Here is a 21,461-nt window from a genome sequence, read left to right on the forward strand (position 1 = left end):
GAGTGTGGGAATTGGTGAGAATCGGCACAAATATTGCCGTAGCGCATGTTCACCCGGGGGTCCCAGCTCGTCAACGGGTTTACGAACAAGTGTTTATACAGTGGTAATGAACTGTTGCGATTGTGTCTGGCTGAATGAGCAACGTGGACGATTACGCAAGGTTCGGGCAAAAAAAATGCCGCTCGGTGAGCGGCATTCTTGTCAAGCAGACTAAAACTTATTTGTCGTGCAAGAAGGTCTTCAGCTTGTCCGAACGCGAAGGCTGGCGCAGTTTGCTCATCGCCTTGGCTTCGATCTGGCGGATACGCTCGCGCGTCACGTCGAACTGCTTGCCGACCTCTTCCAGCGTGTGGTCGTTCGACATCTCGACGCCGTAGCGCATGCGCAGCACTTTCGCCTCGCGCGGGGTGAGCGAGTCCAGCACTTCCTTGATCACGTTGCGCATCGAGGCATGCAGCGCGGCGTCCAGCGGGGCCAGGGTCGTGTTGTCCTCGATGAAGTCGCCCAGCTGCGAATCGCCGTCCTCGCCCATCGGGGTTTCCATCGAAATCGGCTCTTTCGCGATCTTCATGATCTCGCGAACCTTGTTCTCCGGCATTTCCATCTTCACGGCCAGGGTCGCGAGGTCCGGCTCGCTGCCGGTTTCCTGCATGATCTGGCGCGAGATGCGGTTCATCTTGTTGATCGTCTCGATCATGTGCACCGGCACGCGGATGGTACGGGCCATGTCCGCGATCGAACGCGTGATCGCCTGGCGAATCCACCAGGTCGCATAGGTCGAGAACTTGTAGCCGCGGCGGTATTCGAATTTATCCACCGCCTTCAGCAGGCCGATATTGCCTTCCTGGATCAGATCCAGGAACTGCAGGCCGCGGTTGATGTATTTCTTCGCAATCGAGATCACCAGGCGCAGGTTGGCCACCGTCATTTCGCGCTTCGCGGTGCGGGCGCGCTTTTCGCCGGCTGCCATCTGCTTGTTGATCTTGCGCAAGTCCGCCAGCGGCAGCGCGACGCGGGCCTGCAGGTCGATCATGCGCTGCTGCAGTTCCTTGATGGCCGGCAGGTTACGGCCCAGCACGGCGCTGTACGGATAGGCGCAGTCGACTTCGCGGTCGCCCCAGGCCAGGTCGGTTTCGTTGCCCGGGAAGACCTTGATGAAGTGGGCGCGCGGCATGCCGCAGCGGTTCACGCAGATGTCCAGCACGGCGCGCTCGATGGCACGCACTTCGTCCATCTGGTGGCGCAGGGTGTCGCACAGCTTCTCGACCACTTTCGCGGTGAAGCGGATGCCCAGCAGCTCGTTCGAGATGATTTCCTGCGCCTTTTCATAGGCGCTCGAGCCGTAACCGGTGGTCTTGAAGGCATGGCCCATGCGGTCGAACTGCTGTTCGATCAGCGCGAACTTTTCCAGCGCGCTCTTGCGCAGCTGCGCCAGCTGCTCGGTCGAATAGCCGGCCGCGCCGCCCGCGGCGTCGCCGTCTTCTTCCTCGACTTCTTCCTCTTCCTCTTCCTCGTCATCCGAGGCGGCCGCAGCCACGGCAGGCGCGGCCGGAGCGGGCGTGCCGCTGTCGTTGTGGTCGACGAAACCATCGACCACTTCGTCGATCTTCATCTCGTCCGCGGCGATCTTGTGCGACAGCGCGATGATTTCCGAAATCGTGGTCGGGCAGGCCGAGATCGCCTGGACCATGTCCTTCAGGCCCTGCTCGATACGCTTGGCGATCTCGATCTCGCCTTCGCGCGTCAGCAGCGACACGGCGCCCATTTCGCGCATGTACATGCGGACCGGGTCGGTGGTGCGGCCGAAGTCGGAATCGACGGTCGACAGTGCGGTCGCGGCGGCGGCCTCGACTTCGTCCTCGCTGGTCGGCGTCACGGCGTTGTCCGACAGCAGCATCATTTCCGCTTCCGGAGCGCGCTCGTAGACGGCGATGCCCATGTCGTTGAAGGTCGCGATGATGCCTTCGATCGCTTCCGGATCGATGATGTTTTCCGGCAGGTGGTCGTTGATCTCCGCATGGGTCAGGTAGCCGCGCTCCTTGCCCATGTTGATCAGGTTGCGCAGCTGGGTGCGGCGCTTTTCGAGTTCCGCTTCCGAGAAGCCGGTCTCGGTGCCCAGCGTCGGCATGCCCTTGGCCTTGCGCTCGCGCGCCTTCGACACCGCCTTCAGTTCGGCGCGCTCGACGGCGTTGAGTGCCGCCACTTCGTCGTTCTCGGGCGTGAATTCGCTCGGCTTGCGGCCGCGGCGGCCCGGCACCTTGACTTGCGGCAGCAGGTAGCCGGTGGTGTCGATCGCGGCCAGGGTGGCGGCGTCGGTGGTCTTGCTGACCGAGCTGCCGGCCGTCTGGATCACGGTCGCGACAGGATCGATGCGGCGCGCGACGCGCGGCTTCGCCAGCTTCGGCGCTTCCTCGACGGCGGCTTCAGGCTCGGCCAGGTCGGCGGCGGGCGCGGCGGCCTGGGCGTTTTCGACGGCCTTCAGGGCGGCCAGCTTCGAGCTGCGCTTGCGCACGATGACCGGCGCAGGCGCAGGGGCTGCAGCAACAGCCGGCTCGGCTTCGAATGCCTCGGCGACGTTTTCCTGGACAGGCGCTTCGACGACGGCGGCCTCGACGACCGGCGCAGCGGCGGGCACAGCAACAACCTCGGCTTCGGCCGCGGCTGCATCGGCTTTGGCGCCGGCCGCGAGCAATTCGTCGGCCTGGGCTTTCAGCGTCGCCAGGCGCGAACGCGTCTTGACCACCGTAACCTTGGCCGCCGCTTCCGTTTCGAGGAAGTAGGAGGTCGCGGTTTTAGGCACCGCCAGCTGCGCTGCGGCGCTCTTGGCCGGCGCTTTCTTTGCTGTCAGTGTCAATGTCTTGGCGGTGTTCTTCATAAAGCAACTCTCCTGTCGAGGCGGGTGCGCGCCTGCGAGGTCAAAGATTCACCACGGCCTGTCTGGGCCGGGGGAAAGGGATCGGGAAGGGCCCTAGCTAAGGGCGGACAAGCCGTAAATCAAGCACGCCTCACCTGCGGCGGCATGCGGCAGGGCCGGATGCGTCGTTGGCAGGATGAATCAAGGCAGTGGTCAGGATCGCGGTGTACATGTCGAAACGAAAAAAAGCCCGTCGGCTGGGGCGGGCTTGCATCTGGCTCTGTCGGGTTGAAGAGACGGGACAGGCAGCATTATGCCTTAAGGCAAGAATTGGTGATAATTGATATATCGGATAAGCGATATAAGCAAACCACATACTGTTGTTTTCTAGTCCACGAACGGGTCTTCGATCCGTCTGCGCCGACGCAAGCCGCGCGCAAGGCAAGAGGCGGATCATACACGATTTCGCGATTCGGGGCGCCGCCTTGCACGCCAGCATCCCGGCAACGGGCGGTCACCCTCCCGTGCTCAGCAGAAGTCACACGATTGGCAGCGCACTAGTGCGGGCCAGCATGCTATCCTTCGGATTCCTGTTATTACCATGAAGTCAATGAATACCATTAGTTCTGCCGCCGAGTCCGTCGACGCCACCACCCCTTCCCCAGAGACCCCAGCAACGGAGGCGACGAGCATCCCGGAAACCGTGTCGACTACCGCAACGGATAGCGTGCCGGACAGCGCCGCGGCCGACACGCCGGCGGCTCCGGCAGCAGCGGGCGCACCAGCACAAGGCGACGCGGCCGCTCCGGCCCCGCAGTCCGCACGTGCCCTCCTCAAACAGCTGCAACAGCAATTCCCGGCCTTCCGCGATTGCCTGCCGCTGGCGATCGGCATCGACAAGCAGCTGCTGTCGCGCGTCCCGGGCCTGGACCGCAAGACCATGCGCGCCGCGCTCGGCATCCATACCGGTTCGATGCGCTACCTGCGCTCGATGGAAAAAGCCACCGTGCGCTACGACCTCGACGGCGTGGCCGGCGCGGAAGTGACCGACACCCACCGCCTGCACGCCAAGGAACAGCTGCAACTGCGCTTCAAGAAGGAAGCCGAGCGCAAGAAGCTGGAGAAAGCCGCGGCAGCCGAAGCGGAAGCAGCCCGCCTGCGCCAGGAAAAGCTGCAGCAGCTGGCGTCGAAGTTCTCGCGCGGCTGACGCGGTCCAGGCGCAGCTGCCGATGAGTGCCGTTCCGGAAGAAGAAGACCTGCCGCCGTACGAAGGCATCACGCTCGACGACATCGTGCTGGTGAAGACCGAGGCCGAGGCGGCGCAAGCCCTTGCGGCCTTGTCGAACGCCGACGTCGTCGGTTTCGACACCGAATCGAAACCGACCTTCACCAGGGGCGAGGAATCGACCGGCCCGCACCTGGTGCAGCTGGCCACCGAGAGCAAGGCCTACCTGTTCCAGGTCGGCGCCAAACCGCAGCCTGCCCACGTCGACGTGCTGCGCGCGGTGCTGGAATCGCCCGCGATCCTGAAAGTGGGCTTCGGCCTGGGCGACGACCTGCGCCGCCTGCGCGCCAAGCTCGGCATCGAGACGCAGAACGTGGTCGACCTCTCGACCACCCTGCGCCGCCGCGGCGAACGCAACACGCTCGGCGCCAAGACTGCCGTGGCGCGCTTCTTCGGCCAGCGCCTGGCGAAATCAAAACGCATCACGACCACCAACTGGGCCTTGCCGCGGCTGTCGGAGCAGCAGATCCGCTACGCGGCCGACGATGCACATGTGGCCTTGAAGATCTACCGCCACTGGCGGGCCAATCCCCCGGCATGACCCGGCAGGCGGACCTGGGTTATCATCCTGATATTGATAACCTGGAAGCCGCATGCCGATCCCTGCACCGCTCCGTTTTTCATCCATCCTGCTGTGCGCCCTGCCCCTCATGGCCGGCGCCCAGAAACCCGTTCCCGATACCCTCGAGCAGCGCGTCGCAGCCTGCATCGCCTGCCATGCGCCGAAGGACACGCAAGGCAGCAGCATCGGCGGCGTCTACTTTCCGCGCATCGCCGGCAAGCCTGCCGGCTACCTGTACAACCAGCTGGTGAACTTCCGCGACGGCCGGCGCCAGTTCCCCTTGATGACCTGGATGGTGACCCACCTGCCCGATCCTTACCTGCACGAGATCGCCGATTATTTCTCGAGCCAGCATCCGCCGGTCCCGGCGCCGGCCGCACCGACGGTGGACGCCGGCGTGCTCGCGCGCGGTGAACAGCTGGTGCGCCGGGGCGACCCCGCATTGAAGGTACCGGCCTGCATCGCCTGCCACGGCGAGCGCCTGGCCGGCGTGGCGCCTGCGATTCCGGGCCTGCTGAACCTGCCGCGCGATTACGTCAATTCCCAGTTCGGCGCCTGGCGCAACAAGGTGCGCCGCGCCCATGTGCCCGACTGCATGGCGACCATTGCCGAGCGCCTGGGACCGGGCGACGTCGCCGCCATCTCGGCCTGGCTGGCCGGCCAGCCGACGCCGCCCGATGCGCGTCCGGCCGAACGCCTGACGCACCCCCTGCCGATCGCCTGCGGGAGCGTGCCATGAAGCGCGTCTGGCTTGGATTGCTCGTCCTGCTGATCGTGGCGGCGGCCTTCGTCGCGGCGGCCTGGCCACGCGAAGAGTTCATCGCCTCGGCCTCCAGTGCCGACCAGGCGTCCTCCGAGGCGAATATCGCGCGCGGTGCCTACCTGGCGCGCGCCGGCGACTGCATGGCCTGCCACACGGCGCGCGGCGGCGTGCCTTATGCCGGCGGCCGCGCGCTCGACACGCCCTTCGGCCGCCTGGTCGCCCCCAACATCACGCCGGAACCGACGAGCGGCATCGGCAACTGGACGGCCGACGATTTCTGGCGCGCCCTGCATAACGGAAAGTCGAAGGACGGCCGCCTGCTGTATCCGGCCTTCCCCTACACGAATTACACCAAGGTGACGCGGCCCGACGCCGACGCCCTCTTCGCCTACCTGCGCAGCCTGCCACCGGTGCGCCAGCATAACCAGCCGCACGACCTGGCCTTCCCCTACAACCAGCAGATGACGCTGGCCGGCTGGCGCCTGCTCTATTTCAGGCCCGGCGTGCAGCAGCCGGACAGCAAACGCGACGCCCGCTGGAACCGCGGCGCCTACCTGGTCGAAGGACTCGGCCACTGCAGCGCCTGCCACAGCACGCGCAACAGCCTTGGGGCGACCGAGGGCGGCCTCGGCGGCGGCCTGATCCCGATGCTTGGCTGGTATGCGCCCTCCCTGACCTCGGACGCCGAAGCGGGCCTCGGCAACTGGAGCGAAGCGCACATCGTGCAGCTGCTGGGAACCGGTGTCGCACCCGGCGCCAGCGTGACCGGGCCGATGGCGGAAGTGGTGGTACAGAGCCTGCAACACCTGACCAACGAGGACCTGGGCGCGATGGCGGCTTACCTGAAGTCCCTGCCTGCGGGAGCGCCTGCCGACCGCACAGCCGCGCCGCGTCCGTCCGAACAAACGATGCGCGCGGGAGAAAAGCTGTATGGGCAACACTGCGCCACCTGCCACGGCGAGCGCGGCGAAGGCAAGGGACCGTATCCGGCCCTGTCGAAGAACCGCGCCCTGGCGCTGGCCGAGCCGGTGAATGCGATCCGCGTCGTCCTCAACGGCGGCTTCGCGCCGGGCACCGCAGGCAATCCGCGCCCCTACGGCATGCCGCCTTTTGGTCACGTGCTGAAGGACGAAGAGGTGGCGAACCTCGTCAGCTTCCTGCGCGCCAGCTGGGGCAATGCCGCGCCCCCTGTGTCGAGCGCCGAGGTGAATCGTTACCGGAGCGTGCCGCTGGATTAGGAATGTTTATTCGACACGGGCCAAGGGGACAGCCGCTGTCGCCCCGAAGCGGACTGTCACTGGCGGCAGTGACAAGTAAGGTTCCACCGATGGAAGGTACTCATCGATGTGCGCGACGTGAAGCGGCTGATAGAAGTCAGAATCGGTGGCAAGTGCCATCCCAAGCTTGGTCCCAGGGTCTCGGGGGCTTGGCATTACGCCGAACCTTGAACACACTTCCTCTTGAGTTTCCACGGATGCTATGCAAGCTTAGACCGGGTACGTTGAACGGTTGCTCTTGGCCGATTGCAGACCCGGTGTAACGTCCGCTTCCGACCGTAAGCGGACTTTTCCAACCACTCAGTTAAGGCGGGCAGCGCTGCTGTCCCGCTTTATCACCCAGGTTAGGGAACGTAGACCATGTAGACGGTTACAAGAAATTCACTGTCCACTTCTGATACGTGCACCTGCAGCACAAGGTCGCTACTTCCTTCCTCTTCCGTCCAGAGATCAATCAGGGCGTCCCAGTGATCGCCCATCCAGATACGCACCGATGTAGCCCACGACTCTTGTGGAAGTGAAACCAGCTTCGCACCGTACTCTTGAATGTACGTACGAATCTGCGTCGCGGTCTCCTCCGATACCGGAGCGACTCCGGCAAGTCCATCTGCAAGACAGTAGTCATCACGAACGAAGGCATCAACGATGTTCTGTAGAGTCGGTCGCCATGCTGACGGTATCGGCCCTTCATTTTCCGGATCTTTGGTTACCTGAACTTCGGTGTGCTCATTGAATAGTCGCATCCATGCGTCCTTGGAAAACAATAGCGGTTGGCTTGCCGCACGTCCGCTTCCAGCCGATTACGGACCTGCTGTAGCGTCTGCTTACGCCCCAAAGCCGTCGGTCGTCTTATCGGAAGTGCATGCTTAACGTGAAGGTCGCCGGTGGAGCGCTGCATGCGCGGAGTCAACGTGAACCGTAAGGTTAGGTGCTACCGAAGCTGAGATTCATTTTTCATTATTGTTTGCATGGCTTGAAAGGATCACGTTGTCCCATGTAAAGCGGGGTGGTACAGGCGAGGGTAAAGTTTGACGTTCCGGAATTTCTCGATGCCACCACAATCGCATAGATAGTCTTCGTTCCGTAAACACCAATATCGTAAGTAACCGAGCCATTTCTCGCTGTTGTGTAAGAAACCAAGTCGACCTTTCCATTTCCACCGACCTCCTGCATCACTGTCTCGTTTTGCTTAACAAAATCCAGGGCTCGCCTCTTTTCATCCTCAGCATTGATTTTGTTTTGATTCCCAGCGATGAGACTCAACGATCCCGCGACAAAGGCAACTATTGAAAGTACTGCGACCTTGCTACTTTTCTGACTTTCAGTTTTCTGGTCATTATCATTTAGATTGCCAGGAAACATTGTTGCGTACAAAAATGCAAACACATAGACAACTAAAGACCAAAACAAGACAACGAAAAATACCGCGCCTTCGGATGCGATGCCAAGCAATTTGGCGGTATTGCCAAGAATGGCTGCGCTTAGATGAGTAACGCCGGGCGCAGTTCCATCGCCACCCACCATGAGAATGGTGGAGAAAAGGAAAAGAAAGAATATGGGCGCAAAGATAACTGCGCACTTACCCGCGGCAGCAAACGCTTTTAAAGTACGTAACAGCATAGAGACTCAATCAGTTTTATAATTGCATTATGAAATTATCGTAGTCTATGCAGTGAGCATGTTTATGTCTCCAGGCAAGATGGGATATCCGGTTTGATCTACCTTCTGGCGGATTGCAGACCTATTGTAGCGTTAGCTAACGACCCAAAGCGGACGTCCCGATAGCGACCGATTGATGCGATTTCGAAATCGAGACTGCTGGACAGGCGTTCAAGACGTCCCAACTCATAGTCAATGCCAGCCGTGACCGTTCTTGGCCGATACCAGACGGTTGGTATGGCTTAGTGTACGAGCTAGTTGCTGCCATGACAATCCGCAGTGCCCGGTAGCTCTTAGTTGTTGTGGCACTTTATCGGTTCGTGGCGGACTTTATTAACGTTCCACGGACTTGGACGTTGCCGATGCGCTGACGCCATTTGCAATGCGACACGGTCGTCCTGCAATCGTCAAACGAGGACGCACTGGGGCTCAGATGGCGATAAAGTAGCGCCGCCTCCTGAATGTCTGGCCAGCTCACGCCCTCGCCCGGATTTGCGTCGAAAATCATTCCGTCCGGCTCGCCATACCTGGTGCCGAAGGCATTTTGCGTGTGGTACTCGATCACGTTCCATTGCGCCGTAGCGATTAGCCCTTCTTTAGTCCGATCAACAGCATCGGAGGGTGGCCGGGAGGAATTTCGGTGGCATACCACGGGATCCCCTTGAGCTTGGCTGATTCGGCGTGCTTTTGGAATAATAATAGCTCGCCATCGACGCCTGCAGGCTTGCGCAGTAGACGGCACGGCCGCCTGGGCCGTATCGGCTGGTGTGCCGGACTATTTTTTGTCTGATTTCTGAGCTTGCGGTACTGCCTGGCTCTGCATGTTGCCTTGTGATGAGGCACGTTTGGCCCGGCTTTCAGAATGCATGCTCGTGCCGGCGACTTCAGAGCAAGTCTCAGCACCTCCATTGCCGCGCGTAGCTTTGCCGCCTTGCGCGCTATCCTGCTGGAGCGGACAGCGGAAACTCTTCAGTACTTCTTCTTTCTATTGCACGTCACGACCGGCTGCTTCCACCGAAACACGTGCTACCTCGTCCGCCAGTGCCTGGGCCGTATGGGACGTTTCCCGCCCGTGCAGCCGGATAACCCGTGCCAGGTCCACCTGCGACCCTGCTGCGATACTGGAAATTTTCCGCTGATAGGCGCGCATATGTTCTGACGACGGTTGCGTGTCGCGCAGGACGGTGCCAGCCACGCCGTTGGCTTGCCCGCTTGTCAGCATGCGCCGGCCGGCGCTAAGGGTTTCCTCAATCACATTCTGACTGAGCCTCAGATTCGCCTGGCATACGCTTTGAAATGAACCCGACAGCGACTGCGACAGATAGTTGAAGAATGCGAGCTGCGAGTCCAGGTGCAAGCGCAGGGCTGGGTTAAGGGATTGGTTAAATGAAAACATGAGGTACCCTTTCAGTGTTGAGTCGCACAAAATGCGCTCACTTGAAGAATAACTTGGTGGATGCCTGGCGCGCCAGGAAGGAGGCAGCGACTCGCTGCTCGGATACAGGATCTCGAAGGATCGTGCGAACAAGTCCACTATGCGCTTGTTGAAGGGCGCATCGGACAAAATAAGAAAACTATTTACGCGCAGTGGTTTTCAGCAAGTACTGCGAAATGTTGCTGCCATCGCTTGCACGCCTTATCCATAGGAATCCTTGTCCCACGATCCCCCATTTTTTTTCCTCGACGAATAACCGGCGCGAGCTTCCAACGGCGTGCTTGCCGCTACGTCGCGCCTGTACGTAGAACGCACGCAGTGCGGCAGACATCTGCTCTTGGCGCGCGATAGGGTCATGGCGCCGACAGGATCAGAGACTGTCTTGAATGGCAAGCCCTTTCGACTGGTAATGGCCGCTGCTTACAGGTGGCATAGTCGCCGCACCGTACTGACACGCTGTCGGGAAGTTCGATGTGAAGAGCCAGACTCGACCCTCGGCCTGCCGGCCAGTCTTCAGCGCTTTTCCTTGTTGATCTGCTGCAGCAGCTTGAAAGCCTCGCGCTCGATCGCCGGTTCCGCCCCCGCCAGTTCCTTGCTCGCCTGGACATACGCAGCGCGCTTGCGCTCCTTCTTCTCTTCCGGCGGGACGGCCGCGGTCATGCCCGGCATGCTGAGCTGCACGCCGCTGTTGTACTTTTTGTGGATGACCTGCTTGCCGTAGGGCGTGTTATAGAAGCGGGTCATCTCTGCGGCGGTGTCGGCGGAAATGACGGGCGCCAGCGCCGGCGCCAGGCGCTGGTAGACCTCGGCCGGCGGCGTCTTGTCGAGCTTGGCGAACACGGCCTGGCGCTGGGCGTCGCTGGCGTAGCGGCTGCGGCCGGCGACGCCGCGCAATACATTTTCAACGTGCATCGCGCCGAGCAGGTCCTGCACGGCTTTCACGTGTGCGGGACCGGCGGCCGCGGCCGCGGCTGCGGGCGCCGGGACTGCGGCAAAGGCGGGGGCGGCGACGGCCAGGGACAGGGCGAATGCGGCGTGGACTGCAAACTTCATGGGTTTCCTTTCAAGCGTGGATGGTGGCAAGTTGCGCCGATTCCACATCCTACCCTAGACCAGGTCGGCAAAGCCCACGCGATCCGTGGTCGCCGCGCGCGCATCCTCGACGCCGATCTTGTGGCTCGACAGCAGGCGCTCGAGCGAGCTGTTCATCGTGTGGCAGCCGGGATCGCGCCCGCTGTTCATGTGCTCGCGCAGGGCGCCGAGGTCGCCCTCCTCGATCAGGCGCGCCACCGTGGCGCTCGGGGTCAGGCATTCGGTCGCCAGGTGGTAGCGGTTGCCCTCGACGGACGGCAGCAGCGCCTGGCACAGTACGCCGCGCAGGGCGTGCGCCAGCGCCTGGGCCTGGGCGTCCGAATTGCCGAGCAGGCGCAGCATCTTCTGCAGGCCCATCTCGGTCGAGCGCGCATGCAGGGTCGCCAGCACCAGCGGGCCGGATTCCGCCAGGGCCAGGGCTTCCTGCGCCGTCTGGGCGTCGCGGATCTCGCCGATCATGATCACGTCCGGGCGCTCGCGCAGGGCGTCGAGCGCGCCCAGGTAGTAGCTTTCGACGTCGCCGTCGATGCCGACTTCGCGCTGGGTGATGATCGATTTACGTTGCGGAATCAGGGTTTCGACCGGGTCCTCGATGGTGATGATGTGGCCCGAGCGGCGCTTGTTGATTTCGTCGAGCATCGACGCGATCGTGGTCGACTTGCCCTGGCAGGTGTCGCCGATGATCAACACCAGGCCACTGGTGGCGCGCGCGAATTCCTGGGCGTCGGCGTCGAGACCGAGTTCGCTGAGGGGCATCGGTTCCTTCGGGAAGCGGCGGATCACGCAGCCCAGGCGCTTCTTGCCCTGGAAAGTAAAACAGTTGGCGCGGATGCGCGCCGTATGCAGGTCGATCGAGCGGTCGAAGGCGCGGTCGGCGATGCGCTCGGCCCAGTTCGGCTCGATGACTTCAAAAAATTCCTCCAGCTCCTCGCGCGTGATCGGCGAATCCGTGACCGCCACCAGGCCTTTCGGCTGGCGCAGCATCAGCGGGCTGTTCTGGTGGATGATGATGTCGGAAAACACCAGGCGCGAGTTCAGCAGGTGCAGGATCTGCTCGACCAGGGTGCCGAAGACCGGGTGGTCTTCGTTTTCGACATACGACAGCGTAGGGATTTGCGAGGACTGGTGGAATTCCATCTGGCGTGGTTTCTCTGATATTGGAAGTGTCGTTCAGACAATGCCGATCATTATAGAACCATGCTCGTCAGAAATTGCAGCTGCAATCGAGAAATTATTTACCGTCCCAAAGCAGCAACAATCCGGTCGCCGAACAAGGTCAGCGCGACGCCTGCCACCACCACCAGGGCACCGGCCATGCGGATCGCCGAAACCTTGCGGACCGCCATCTGCACCAGGCCGAAATTATCAATCGCCATCGACATGATCAACTGGCCGGCGATCACCAGCACCACCAGGTTCAGCAGGCCGATGCGCGGCGCCAGGAACACGGTGCCGAAGACGAAGGCGGCGCCCAGCATGCCGCCCGTCAGCTTCCACAGCGGCTGCTGGCCTATCAGCGCGAGCGACTCGCCCACCCCGCCGCGGGCAAAGGCGGCGATGCCGAGCACCACGGTGCCGACGGAAAACGAGATCAGGGCCGCCACCACCGAATTGGCGTGCAACGCCCCGGCCAGCTGGCTGTTGACGGCCGCCTGGACCGAAATGAAGATGCCGACGCAAAAGGCCAGGACAAACAGGGCCGCATTCATAATTACTTCCTTACCGGTGAAGCCGGAAACAAAAAGGGCAAGATTGTAGTGGAAGTGGGCCGGACGCGCACTGTACTGGTGCATCGTGCCGGCCCCGCCGCGCTGCAGTCTGGTCGCGTTCCTGCGCAGTCTGTCGCAATCCCGGCCCGTCCGGCCCGGGATTTGGTTACCTTCTCACCATCGACAACCGTGAGGACAACATCATGAACAAGGCTTTCTCCACCTTCGCCCGCCGCACCCTGCTTGCCGCCTGCATCGCCGCCGGCGTCGCCGCCAGCGCGCAAGTCGTCGCGGCGCCCGGGTTCTGGGGCGGCGAGCAGGTGCAGGGCAGCGGGCGCATCGTCAAGCAGGTGCGCCAGGTCGGCAATTTCAGCGGCCTCTCGCTCGGCCTGCCCGGCCATCTGGAACTGCGCATCGGGAACACCGAGGGGGTCACGATCGAGGCCGACGACAACCTGCTGCCGCTGGTCGAGACCGTGGTCGAAAACGGCACCCTGAAAATCCGCTCCACCCGGCGCAACCTGAACCTGGAATCGAAGTCGATCCGCATCGTCGTCCAGGCGCGTTCGATCGAGCGGCTGTCGCTGGGCGGCTCGGGCAGCATCGACGCCGACGCGCTGCGCGGACGCAAGCTCGACATCGACCTGGGCGGCTCGGGCTCGATCAACCTGAAAGGGGTCGAGAGCGAGACGCTGGCGGTGTCGCTCGGCGGCAGCGGCGACCTGAAGGCGGGGGCGGGAACGACCGGCAAGCTGACGGTATCGATCGGCGGCTCGGGCGACGTCGACCTGGGACGGGTCCAGGCCCGGAGCGCCAGCGTGACGATCGCCGGCTCGGGCGAAGCGACGGTCTGGCCGCGCAACGAGTTGAGCGCGACAATCGCCGGTTCGGGCGATGTGAATTACTACGGCGACCCGCAGATCAGCAAGACGAGCGTGGGTTCGGGCGGCGTGCGCCGCCTCGGCGCCGCGCCGCAGTAAATCGCGTTCGCAGGGCGGGCGTCAATGGTGGTGCATTGCCCCCGCCTGCGGCGCCACATAGCTCAGCGGCTTGACCTGCGCCTCGACCGTCACGCTGCTCTTCCTGTTCGCCGCATCCTGTACCACCAGCGTCACCGGCACGGTCTCGCCTTCCTTGAGCTGGCGCTTCAGGTCGAAGAACATCACGTGATAGCCGCCCGAGGCCAGGTTCACCGGCTTCCCGGCCGGCAGCTCGAGGGCGTCGACCTGGCGCATCCGCATCGTGTTGTTTTCCATCGCCATCTCATGGATCTCGGCGCGCCCGGCGACCGGAGTGCTGACGCCGACCAGGCGCGCGGCACTTGCCGACTGCACGCGCATGAAGGCGCCGGACGCCTTCTGGTTCGGCACGGTCGCGCGCACCCACGGGTCGAGGACGGTGACTTGCGCCAGCGCGCCGGTGGAAAACAGGCCGGCGGCCAGCAGGGAAAGAAGTCGGGTCATGGCGGATTCCATCGATAAAAGGAGTTCAGGCAGCGGCCTTGAAGGTCTCGCGCTCGACCAGCACGGTGTCGACGCTGTCGGTCAGCCACAGCTGCCCGTCCTGGATCGTGCACTGCAGCTGCATGGCGCGCTTGGCCAGCTTTTCCAGCGCGGCGCTGGTCTCGCTCGGGATGTTGATGACGGTGAGGTTGCGTGCGCGCTCGAGCTTGTTGGCGATGCCCTTCCACCAGATATGGCTGGTCGCGCTGTAGCAGTACACATACACGTGCTCCGCGCGGCCGCAGGCTTTCAGCAGGCGCTTCTCGTCGGGCTGGCCGACTTCGATCCAGGTGTCGATCGCGCCCGTTAAATCCTTCTGCCACAGGTCCGGCTCGTCGGTATCGAACAGGCCTTTCGTGAACGAGAGGGCCTCGTTGGCGTGCAGGGCAAAGGCGAGCACGCGGATCATGACGCGCTCGTCGGTTTCGGACGGGTGGCGGGCGATGGTGAGTCCATGCTCCGCGTAGTAGTTGCGGTCCATGTCCGCAATCTGGAGGTCGGCCTTGTAGATGGTCGCTTTGAGTGCCATGAATACTTCTTGAGCCTATGGTTATTTGAAGACCACTGTCCGGTGGCCGTTTTGCAAAATGCGGTGTTCCACGAACCACTTCACCGCGCGCGCCAGCACCACGCATTCGACGTCGCGACCGATCGCGGTCAGCTCGTCGATCGTCATCGCATGGTCGACCCGCTCGACGTCCTGCTCGATGATCGGGCCTTCGTCGAGCTCGCCCGTGACGAAGTGGGCGGTCGCGCCGATCAGCTTCACGCCGCGCGTGTGGGCCTGCGCATACGGCCGCGCGCCCTTGAAACTCGGCAGGAAAGAGTGGTGAATATTGATCGCCCTGCCCTTCAAGGCTTCGCACAGTCCCGGCGACAGGATCTGCATGTAGCGCGCCAGTACCACCAGGTCGATCCTGTGCATGTCGAGCAGCTCGATGATGCGCGCTTCCTGCGCCAGCTTCGCTTCCTCGCTCGCACCGGCCGCCAGGGGCAAGTGGTGAAACGGGATATTGTAACTTGCCGCGAGCTGGTAGAACTCCATATGGTTCGAGACGATCGCCGGAATCTCGACCGGCAGCAGGCCGCTCTTGTAGCGGAACAGCAGGTCGTTCAGGCAGTGGCCGATCTTCGAGACCATGATCAGCACGCGCGGCTTGGCGTGGGCGTCGTGCAGCTGGCCGCGCATCGCGTTCGCTTCGCACAGGGCGGCGAAGGCGGTGCGCAGGTCGGCATCGGGCACGCTCGGGTCTTCCAGCGCGAAGTGCACGCGCATGAAGAACAGTTGCGATTCCGGATCGCCGAACTGGGCCGAATCGATGATGTTGCAGCCGTGTTCGGCCAGGAAACCGGCCACGCGCAGCACGATACCGCGCTGGTCATGGCAGGACAGGGTCAGGATGTATTCCGGGTGCGTCATGGTGGGAAGGAGGTCATGGTAGAGGTCTCCGCCATTGTCGCATGCCTTGCAAAAACAGCCAGGCGGCGCCATCGATTTTAAAAACGCACGACCGTTTGTTTTTCGGTATAGTTGGCAGCTCCAACAACACGAGGGAGACACCCATGACACAAGCGACGAACGACCAATTCCTGCTGGCGGCCCGCCCCGTCGGCCTGCCGAAGGACAGCGACTGGCAGCGCGCGACGCCGCCCCTGGGCGAACTTGCCGACGGCGAAGTGCGCGTCAAGATCCTCTACATCTCGCTCGACCCGGCCATGCGCGGCTGGATGAACGATGCGCGCTCCTACGTGCGCCCGGTCGCCATCGGTGAGGTCATGCGTGCCGGCGGCGTCGGCGTGGTGGAGGAATCGAAGTCACCGAAGTTCAAGGCGGGCGACCATGTGATGGGCGTGATGGGCGTGCAGCGCTACTGGACCGGCCCGGCCGAGGACAAGGGCGCGATGCTGGCCAGGGTCGATCCGAACCTGGCGCCGCTGCCGACCTGGCTCAACGTGCTCGGCATGCCCGGCATGACCGCCTACTTCGGCCTGCTGGAAGTCGGCCAGCCGAAGGCGGGCGAAACCGTGGTGGTGTCGGGCGCGGCCGGCGCGGTCGGGATGACGGTGGGGCAAGTCGCGAAACACCTGGGCTGCCGCGTGGTCGGCATCGCGGGCGGCGAAGACAAGTGCCGCTTCGTGGTCGAGGAACTCGGTTTCGACGCCTGCATCGACTACAAGGCCGGTCCCGTGCAGGCCGGCCTGAAGCAGCATTGCCCGCAGGGCGTGGACGTGTATTTCGACAACGTGGGCGGCGACATCCTCGACGCCGTGCTCACCCGCATCAACATGAAAGCGCGCATCGTCATCTGCGGCGCGATCTCGCAGTACAACGCCACCGAAGCGGTGAAAGGCCCGGCCAACTACCTCGCGCTGCTGGTCAACCGCGCGCGCATGGAAGGCATGCTTGTAACGGACTACGCCGCCCGCTATCCTGAAGGCGTGGCGGCGCTGGCGCGCTGGATGAAGGAAGGCAGCTTCAAGAGCCGCGAGCACATTGTCGAGGGTTTCGAGACCTTCCCTTCCACGCTGCTGATGTTGTTCCGCGGCGAGAACCTCGGCAAGCTGGTGCTGAAGGTCGCCGACGCCTGAGGATTTGTCAGGTTCGCTTGCGCCAGTCGCTGGCGCAAGCGCTTTTCCTGAACTTGCACGAGTCTGGAGCGTCTACTGATACTTTATATACGCCGAGGATCTCATGCCCGCTTTTTCCCCTTCCCTACCCGACCTGCGCTCGCAACTCGGCGCCCAGGTCGATTTCCTGAGCCAGGTATCGCATCATGCGATCGACACCGCCCGCCAGCTCAGCGAACTGAACGTGCGCGCGGCGCGCCAGCTGGTCGACGACGGCGTCAGGCTCGGCCGTGCGCTGGCAAGCTGCGACGATCCCTTCCAGATCGGCACCGTGGCAATGCGCGAAGCCTCTTCCACGGCCGAGGATTGGCAGAGCTGGCAGAATTCGCTGATGGGCGTGCTCAGCGCCGGCACCGCCACCTTCGCCCACGACGCCAACGACGGCAGCTGGCAGGCCGCCCGCAGTGTAACTGCCGGCGCCGCGGCCGAGGACGTCGGCGCGGCCCACAACCCCACCTGACCCATACACTATCGAGGAGGAGCCATGGCAGCCACCGGCAAGGACCAGGATGGGGCGGCGGACGCGCTTGCACTGCTGCGCGCCGAGCATGAGCAGGTGAGCAGGATGTTCGCCCAGTGCGCGAACCTGCGCGGCCTGGAAGACGCGGAAGAAACGATCGCCGAACTGGTCGACGACCTCTGCGACGCGCTCATCATCCACACGATGCTCGAGGAAGAACTGTTCTATCCGGCGCTGCGCGCGGCGTTCGGAGACGACGAGCTGATCGATGACGCCGAGCTCGAGCACGCGGGGGCGCGCGAACTGATCAGCCAGCTCGAAGCCATGTACCCGGGGGACGAGCATTTCGATGCGACGCTCGCCGTGCTGGCCGAGGAGTTCGCGCACCACGTCGCGCAGGAAGAGACGGAGATGTTCGAGGGGGCGCGTGCGGCCGGCCTCGACCTGGTCGAACTCGGGCACCGACTGGCGCTGCGGCGCGCCCAGCTCGACGACGACATGGCGGCGCCCCCGACGAGCTTCGACGGCGCCGAACCACACGACGGCAGGCGTACGCCGCCGCGGGCACCGGACTGAACGGACGCTGCGCCGCCCTTCGAAAGCGCGGCGCAAGCGAAGTCCTCAAGAGGGAAGGAACTAACCCGGAAGCGGTCTCTCTAACCGGACGAGTGTGGCAATGCTGCGCTTACCCTTCACACTGCAGGGCAACCAGGAGAACGACATGGCGACAAGCAAGGAGAGCGGCAAGGGCGCGGGCAGCTCCGGCGGCAGCGCGCAAAAGAGCGGTGGCGGCAGCGGCAGCGGCCCTGCCAAACGCGGTTTCGCGGCGATGGACCAGAACCAGCAGCGCGAGATCGCCAGCAAGGGCGGCCAGGCCGCCCACCAGAAAGGCACGGCGCACGAATTCGATTCCGAAGAAGCGCGCCGCGCGGGGCAGAAAGGCGGGGAGGCGGTCAGCCGCAACCGTGCGCACATGGCCGATATCGGCCGCAAGGGAGGCGAGAGCCGGCAGTCGGCCAGCCGGGCGGCCGCCAGCGGTGGCGGCACCGGCACCGCCGGCAAGAGCGGCAATCGCCAGGGCGGCAAGGACGAATAGCCTTCCTGGCCGGCAGGGCGTGACGGGGCGGACTTTCCGTCCCGTTTTTTTTTGACGGCAGGCGTCCGCCCGCAAGGCCTCCTGCGACTGCGCCGCCGCTGTGGTACATTCCCGCCCCATGTCCGAACTTCGCTACCTCACCGCCTATCCCGACCAGTTGCGCCAGCAGGCCGCCTCGCTCCTGAAAGAGGGACGCCTCGGCGCCCTGTTGCGCTCGCGCTACCCGAGCCCGCACGGCCTGCGCACCGACCGCGCCCTGTACGACTACGTGCAGGACCTGAAGGACGACTACCTGCGCAATGCCGAGCCGGTGGCGAAGGTCGCCTACGACAGCAAGATCCACGTCGTCCAGCACGCGCTCGGCCTGCACACCGCGATCTCGCGCGTGCAGGGCAGCAAGCTCAAGGCCAAGCACGAGATCCGCATCGCCAGCGTGTTCCGCGACGCCCCGCTCGAATTCCTGCGCATGATCGCCGTGCACGAACTGGCCCACCTGAAGGAAAAGCAGCACGACAAGGCCTTCTACAAACTGTGCTGCTGGATGGAGCCCCAGTACCACCAGTTCGAACTCGACCTGCGGCTGTATCTCACGCATATGGAACAGACGGGCGAGCGCTTGTGGAGCGAAGGCTGAGCGTCCTGACTCCACGCGCTGCACCATCACCTCACTCGCAATGCTTCAGGCACCATGATTCGATGATCGTTGAATTATCGTAGCATCCGATATATCATCGTCCCATCCTTCTTCACGGGCACCTGGCATGAACACGCAATCGGCATTGGCAGCCCTCTCCGCGCTGGCGCAGGAAAGCAGGCTCGCCGTCTTCAGGCTGCTGATCCAGGCCGGACCTGACGGCCTGGCGGCCAGCAAAATCGCCGAACAGCTGGACATCGCCCCCTCCTCGCTCTCCTTTCACCTGAAGGAGCTGTCGCATGCCGGACTGCTCGCCTCAAAGCAGGACGGGCGCTTCGTGATCTATTCGGCCAAGGTGGAAGCGATGAATGGACTGATCGGATTCCTGACCGAGAACTGCTGCGGCGGCCTACCTTGCGCTGCCACCGACAAGAAATCATGCTGAGACCAACGACATGAACATCCTTTTCCTCTGCACCGGCAACTCCTGCCGCTCCGTCCTCAGCGAAGGCGCCTTCAACCACCTGGCGCCGGCCGGCATGCGCGCACTCAGCGCCGGCAGCCACCCCACCGGCTGGCTCCATCCGCGCGCCGTAGCGCTCCTGCAGCGCAAGGGCATCTCGACCGAGGGTTACTTCAGCAAGTCCTGGGACGCACTGCCGGTCACGCCCGACATCGTCGTCACCGTCTGCGCCAGCGCCGCCGGCGAAACCTGCCCGGCCTATCTGGGCCCGGTGCTGCGCACCCATTGGGGCCTGGACGACCCGAGCCATGTCGCCGGCACCGACGAGGAAATCGAGGCCGCCTTCGAGCGCACCTGGGCCATCATCCTGGCGCGCATCCAGGCCTTCCTGGCGCTGCCGCTGGACGAATTGAACACCGACCGCGCGCGCCTGCAGGCGGAACTCGACCGCATCGGCACGCTGCAGGCATGATGCGCGCGACGAACGGAAGCGCATTCTGCGGGGTGCGGCCATGACCCTGGCCCGGCGCCTGGTGGCCGAGGGGCTCGGCAGCGCGCTCCTGCTGGCGGTGGTGGTCGGCTCGGGCATCATGGCCGAACGCCTGGCCGGCGGTAACGTGGCGATCGCGCTGCTGGCCAATACGATTGCCACGGGCGCCGGGCTGGTGGCCCTGATCCTGATGTTCGGGACGCTCTCGGGCGCGCACTTCAACCCGGCGGTGACCCTGTCGGAAGCCTGGCAAGGCAATGTGCCGGCGCGCGAAGTGCTCCCCTATATCGCCGTGCAGGTGGTTGGCGCCTTCGCCGGCGTGGCCGCCGCGCACGGCATGTTCGGCGAGGCGCTGTTCTGCGCATCGACCCATGTGCGCACCGGACCGGCGCAGTGGTGGAGCGAATGCGTGGCGACCTTCGGCCTGCTCGGCGTGATCATCGGCTGCTCGCGCAGCCGGCCCGCCATCACGCCGTTCGCGGTGGGGGCCTATATCACGGCGGCCTACTGGTTCACCGCCTCGACCTCGTTCGCCAATCCGGCCGTTACCCTGGCGCGCAGTGCCAGCAATACCTTCGCCGGCATCCGCCCGGCCGATGCGCCGGGATTCATCCTGGCCCAGCTGGCGGGCGCTGCGGCGGCCACCCTGCTGTTCTGCTGGCTGTATCCGGCGGCGCCGGCCGCGGCCACCGTGGGCGGCACCGTCGCCCCGGGCGACTTTGCCGACACGGCCGGCCTCACCCATCTCCCCGAAGCGAGCGAATGATGCCCCTCCACGATCTACCGAATATTCAGGAACACCTGCTCGACGTGCCCGACATGGACAAGCTCGCGCCACAGGGCGACTTCTCTCATGCGCCGCGCATCCTGCTGCTCTACGGCTCCCTGCGCGAGCGCTCCTTCAGCCGCTTCCTGACCTTCGAGGCCGCGCGCATCCTCGAACACTTCGGCGCCGACGTAAGAATCTTCGACCCGATGGACTTGCCGATGGCGGGCAGCGTGCCCGAGACCCACCTGAAAGTGGTCGAGCTGCGCGAGCTGTGCCTGTGGTCCGAGGGCCAGGTGTGGTGCAGTCCCGAACGCCACGGCGCGGTGACGGCCGTGATGAAGAACCAGATCGACTGGATTCCGCTCGAGATGGGAGCGATCCGCCCGAGCCAGGGCCGCACCCTGGCCGTCATGCAGGTCTGCGGCGGCTCGCAATCGTTCAATGTGGTGAACACGCTGCGCCTGCTTGGACGCTGGATGCGCATGTTCACGATCCCGAACCAGTCCTCGGTACCGATGGCCTACAAGGAATTCGACGACGCAGGCCGCATGCGCCCCTCCGCGTATTACGACCGGGTGGTCGATGTCATGGAAGAGCTGTTCAAGATGACGCTGCTGCTGCGCGGCCGCACCGACTACCTCACCGACCGTTACAGCGAACGTAATGAGCGCGCGCGCAAGGCCATCGACAAGCAGCTGCAACAGATCTGAGCGGCAGCCCCGGAGTTAATGTCGATGCAAGCTTCGTTGCCGTCTCACAACGGTCAAGACCGCTAAATTCGTT

At 63.7% G+C, this 21,461-nt stretch carries 26 protein-coding genes; 14 read left to right on the plus strand and 12 right to left on the minus strand.

The features are described 5' to 3' along the window. Positions 1-217: 217 nt before the first annotated feature. Entirely contained in the window at positions 218-2,875 is a 2,658-nt protein-coding gene (rpoD, locus tag LPB04_RS21040; protein WP_193686398.1) for an RNA polymerase sigma factor RpoD, read from the minus strand. Positions 2,876-3,557: 682 nt separating this feature from the next. On the opposite strand from rpoD, the gene LPB04_RS21045 reads away from it, so the two are divergent. Genes LPB04_RS21045 through LPB04_RS21060 form a run of 4 tightly spaced genes read left to right on the plus strand, consistent with a single transcriptional unit; the run spans position 3,558 to position 6,702 of the window. Then, positions 3,558-4,061: a ProQ/FINO family protein gene (locus tag LPB04_RS21045; protein WP_227496518.1), complete on the plus strand. Its 504-nt coding sequence runs from the start codon at positions 3,558-3,560 to the stop codon at positions 4,059-4,061. Between the two features lie 22 nt (positions 4,062-4,083). Continuing rightward, on the plus strand, positions 4,084-4,680 hold the full coding sequence (locus LPB04_RS21050) for a 3'-5' exonuclease (protein WP_193686399.1): 597 nt from the start codon (positions 4,084-4,086) through the stop codon (positions 4,678-4,680). A gap of 52 nt (positions 4,681-4,732) precedes the next feature. Then, positions 4,733-5,440 (plus strand): c-type cytochrome, encoded by a 708-nt coding sequence (locus LPB04_RS21055; RefSeq protein ID WP_193686400.1) that lies wholly within the window; start codon positions 4,733-4,735, stop codon positions 5,438-5,440. Then, positions 5,437-6,702: a c-type cytochrome gene (locus LPB04_RS21060; protein WP_193686401.1), complete on the plus strand. Its 1,266-nt coding sequence runs from the start codon at positions 5,437-5,439 to the stop codon at positions 6,700-6,702. The genes LPB04_RS21055 and LPB04_RS21060 overlap by 4 nt, the downstream gene beginning before the upstream one ends. A 6-nt stretch (positions 6,703-6,708) precedes the next feature. Here the strand turns inward: LPB04_RS21060 and LPB04_RS24520 are convergent, their stop codons facing one another. From LPB04_RS24520 to LPB04_RS21090, 8 genes are all read right to left on the minus strand, one after another. After that, positions 6,709-6,897 carry an immunity protein Imm33 domain-containing protein gene (locus LPB04_RS24520; RefSeq protein ID WP_456238200.1) on the minus strand — a complete coding sequence of 63 codons (189 nt, stop codon included), beginning with the start codon at positions 6,895-6,897 and terminating at the stop codon, positions 6,709-6,711. 188 nt (positions 6,898-7,085) lie between these two features. Next, positions 7,086-7,484, minus strand: a complete 399-nt coding sequence (locus tag LPB04_RS21065) for a DUF7668 domain-containing protein (RefSeq protein WP_227496519.1) — start codon at positions 7,482-7,484, stop codon at positions 7,086-7,088. 214 nt (positions 7,485-7,698) lie between these two features. Beyond that, positions 7,699-8,361, minus strand: coding sequence for a hypothetical protein (locus tag LPB04_RS21070; RefSeq protein WP_193686402.1), 663 nt, complete (start codon positions 8,359-8,361; stop codon positions 7,699-7,701). Positions 8,362-8,710: 349 nt separating this feature from the next. Beyond that, positions 8,711-9,142 carry a non-homologous end-joining DNA ligase LigD gene (gene ligD, locus LPB04_RS24475; protein ID WP_407943870.1) on the minus strand — a complete coding sequence of 144 codons (432 nt, stop codon included), beginning with the start codon at positions 9,140-9,142 and terminating at the stop codon, positions 8,711-8,713. A gap of 243 nt (positions 9,143-9,385) precedes the next feature. Then, positions 9,386-9,796, minus strand: a complete 411-nt coding sequence (locus LPB04_RS21075; protein ID WP_193686403.1) for a phasin family protein — start codon at positions 9,794-9,796, stop codon at positions 9,386-9,388. A 552-nt stretch (positions 9,797-10,348) separates the two neighbouring features. Continuing rightward, entirely contained in the window at positions 10,349-10,888 is a 540-nt protein-coding gene (locus LPB04_RS21080) for a hypothetical protein (protein WP_193686404.1), read from the minus strand. Between the two features lie 54 nt (positions 10,889-10,942). Beyond that, a complete protein-coding gene (locus tag LPB04_RS21085; RefSeq protein WP_193686405.1) occupies positions 10,943-12,064 on the minus strand; it encodes a type IV pilus twitching motility protein PilT in 1,122 nt (373 codons plus the stop codon). A gap of 98 nt (positions 12,065-12,162) precedes the next feature. Further along, positions 12,163-12,636, minus strand: coding sequence for a DMT family transporter (locus LPB04_RS21090; RefSeq protein ID WP_193686406.1), 474 nt, complete (start codon positions 12,634-12,636; stop codon positions 12,163-12,165). 203 nt (positions 12,637-12,839) lie between these two features. Between LPB04_RS21090 and LPB04_RS21095 the strand changes: the two genes are divergently transcribed. Further along, positions 12,840-13,616 carry a head GIN domain-containing protein gene (locus LPB04_RS21095; RefSeq protein WP_193686407.1) on the plus strand — a complete coding sequence of 259 codons (777 nt, stop codon included), beginning with the start codon at positions 12,840-12,842 and terminating at the stop codon, positions 13,614-13,616. Between the two features lie 21 nt (positions 13,617-13,637). Here the strand turns inward: LPB04_RS21095 and LPB04_RS21100 are convergent, their stop codons facing one another. Genes LPB04_RS21100 through purU form a run of 3 tightly spaced genes read right to left on the minus strand, consistent with a single transcriptional unit; the run spans position 13,638 to position 15,558 of the window. Beyond that, positions 13,638-14,099: a copper chaperone PCu(A)C gene (locus LPB04_RS21100; protein WP_193686408.1), complete on the minus strand. Its 462-nt coding sequence runs from the start codon at positions 14,097-14,099 to the stop codon at positions 13,638-13,640. A 25-nt stretch (positions 14,100-14,124) separates the two neighbouring features. Next, positions 14,125-14,667: a YaeQ family protein gene (locus tag LPB04_RS21105; RefSeq protein ID WP_193686409.1), complete on the minus strand. Its 543-nt coding sequence runs from the start codon at positions 14,665-14,667 to the stop codon at positions 14,125-14,127. A gap of 21 nt (positions 14,668-14,688) precedes the next feature. Further along, on the minus strand, positions 14,689-15,558 hold the full coding sequence (gene purU / locus LPB04_RS21110; protein ID WP_193686410.1) for a formyltetrahydrofolate deformylase: 870 nt from the start codon (positions 15,556-15,558) through the stop codon (positions 14,689-14,691). Positions 15,559-15,701: 143 nt separating this feature from the next. Between purU and LPB04_RS21115 the strand changes: the two genes are divergently transcribed. The 9 genes from LPB04_RS21115 to arsH all read left to right on the plus strand — a co-directional run bounded on the left by LPB04_RS21115 (position 15,702) and on the right by arsH (position 21,388). After that, positions 15,702-16,727 (plus strand): NADP-dependent oxidoreductase, encoded by a 1,026-nt coding sequence (locus LPB04_RS21115; protein WP_193686411.1) that lies wholly within the window; start codon positions 15,702-15,704, stop codon positions 16,725-16,727. A 103-nt stretch (positions 16,728-16,830) separates the two neighbouring features. Next, a complete protein-coding gene (locus LPB04_RS21120) occupies positions 16,831-17,226 on the plus strand; it encodes a phasin family protein (protein ID WP_193686412.1) in 396 nt (131 codons plus the stop codon). 24 nt (positions 17,227-17,250) lie between these two features. Beyond that, complete coding sequence (locus LPB04_RS21125; RefSeq protein ID WP_193686413.1) at positions 17,251-17,802, plus strand: hemerythrin domain-containing protein; 552 nt, start codon at positions 17,251-17,253, stop codon at positions 17,800-17,802. Positions 17,803-17,947: 145 nt separating this feature from the next. Then, a complete protein-coding gene (locus tag LPB04_RS21130; RefSeq protein ID WP_193689127.1) occupies positions 17,948-18,322 on the plus strand; it encodes a KGG domain-containing protein in 375 nt (124 codons plus the stop codon). Between the two features lie 118 nt (positions 18,323-18,440). Next, positions 18,441-18,956 carry a YgjP-like metallopeptidase domain-containing protein gene (locus LPB04_RS21135; RefSeq protein ID WP_193686414.1) on the plus strand — a complete coding sequence of 172 codons (516 nt, stop codon included), beginning with the start codon at positions 18,441-18,443 and terminating at the stop codon, positions 18,954-18,956. Between the two features lie 127 nt (positions 18,957-19,083). Further along, positions 19,084-19,401, plus strand: a complete 318-nt coding sequence (locus LPB04_RS21140) for an ArsR/SmtB family transcription factor (protein WP_193686415.1) — start codon at positions 19,084-19,086, stop codon at positions 19,399-19,401. Positions 19,402-19,411: 10 nt separating this feature from the next. Beyond that, positions 19,412-19,891 carry an arsenate reductase ArsC gene (locus LPB04_RS21145; protein WP_193686416.1) on the plus strand — a complete coding sequence of 160 codons (480 nt, stop codon included), beginning with the start codon at positions 19,412-19,414 and terminating at the stop codon, positions 19,889-19,891. 40 nt (positions 19,892-19,931) lie between these two features. Beyond that, the gene (locus LPB04_RS21150) at positions 19,932-20,675 is read left to right on the plus strand and encodes an aquaporin (protein ID WP_193686417.1); all 744 of its coding nucleotides are present in this window, start codon (positions 19,932-19,934) and stop codon (positions 20,673-20,675) included. Further along, complete coding sequence (gene arsH / locus LPB04_RS21155; RefSeq protein WP_227496520.1) at positions 20,672-21,388, plus strand: arsenical resistance protein ArsH; 717 nt, start codon at positions 20,672-20,674, stop codon at positions 21,386-21,388. The genes LPB04_RS21150 and arsH overlap by 4 nt, the downstream gene beginning before the upstream one ends. Positions 21,389-21,461 lie beyond the last annotated feature (73 nt).

It is taken from the genome of Massilia litorea, assembly GCF_015101885.1.
Taxonomy (GTDB): Bacteria; Pseudomonadota; Gammaproteobacteria; order Burkholderiales; family Burkholderiaceae_D; genus Telluria; species Telluria litorea.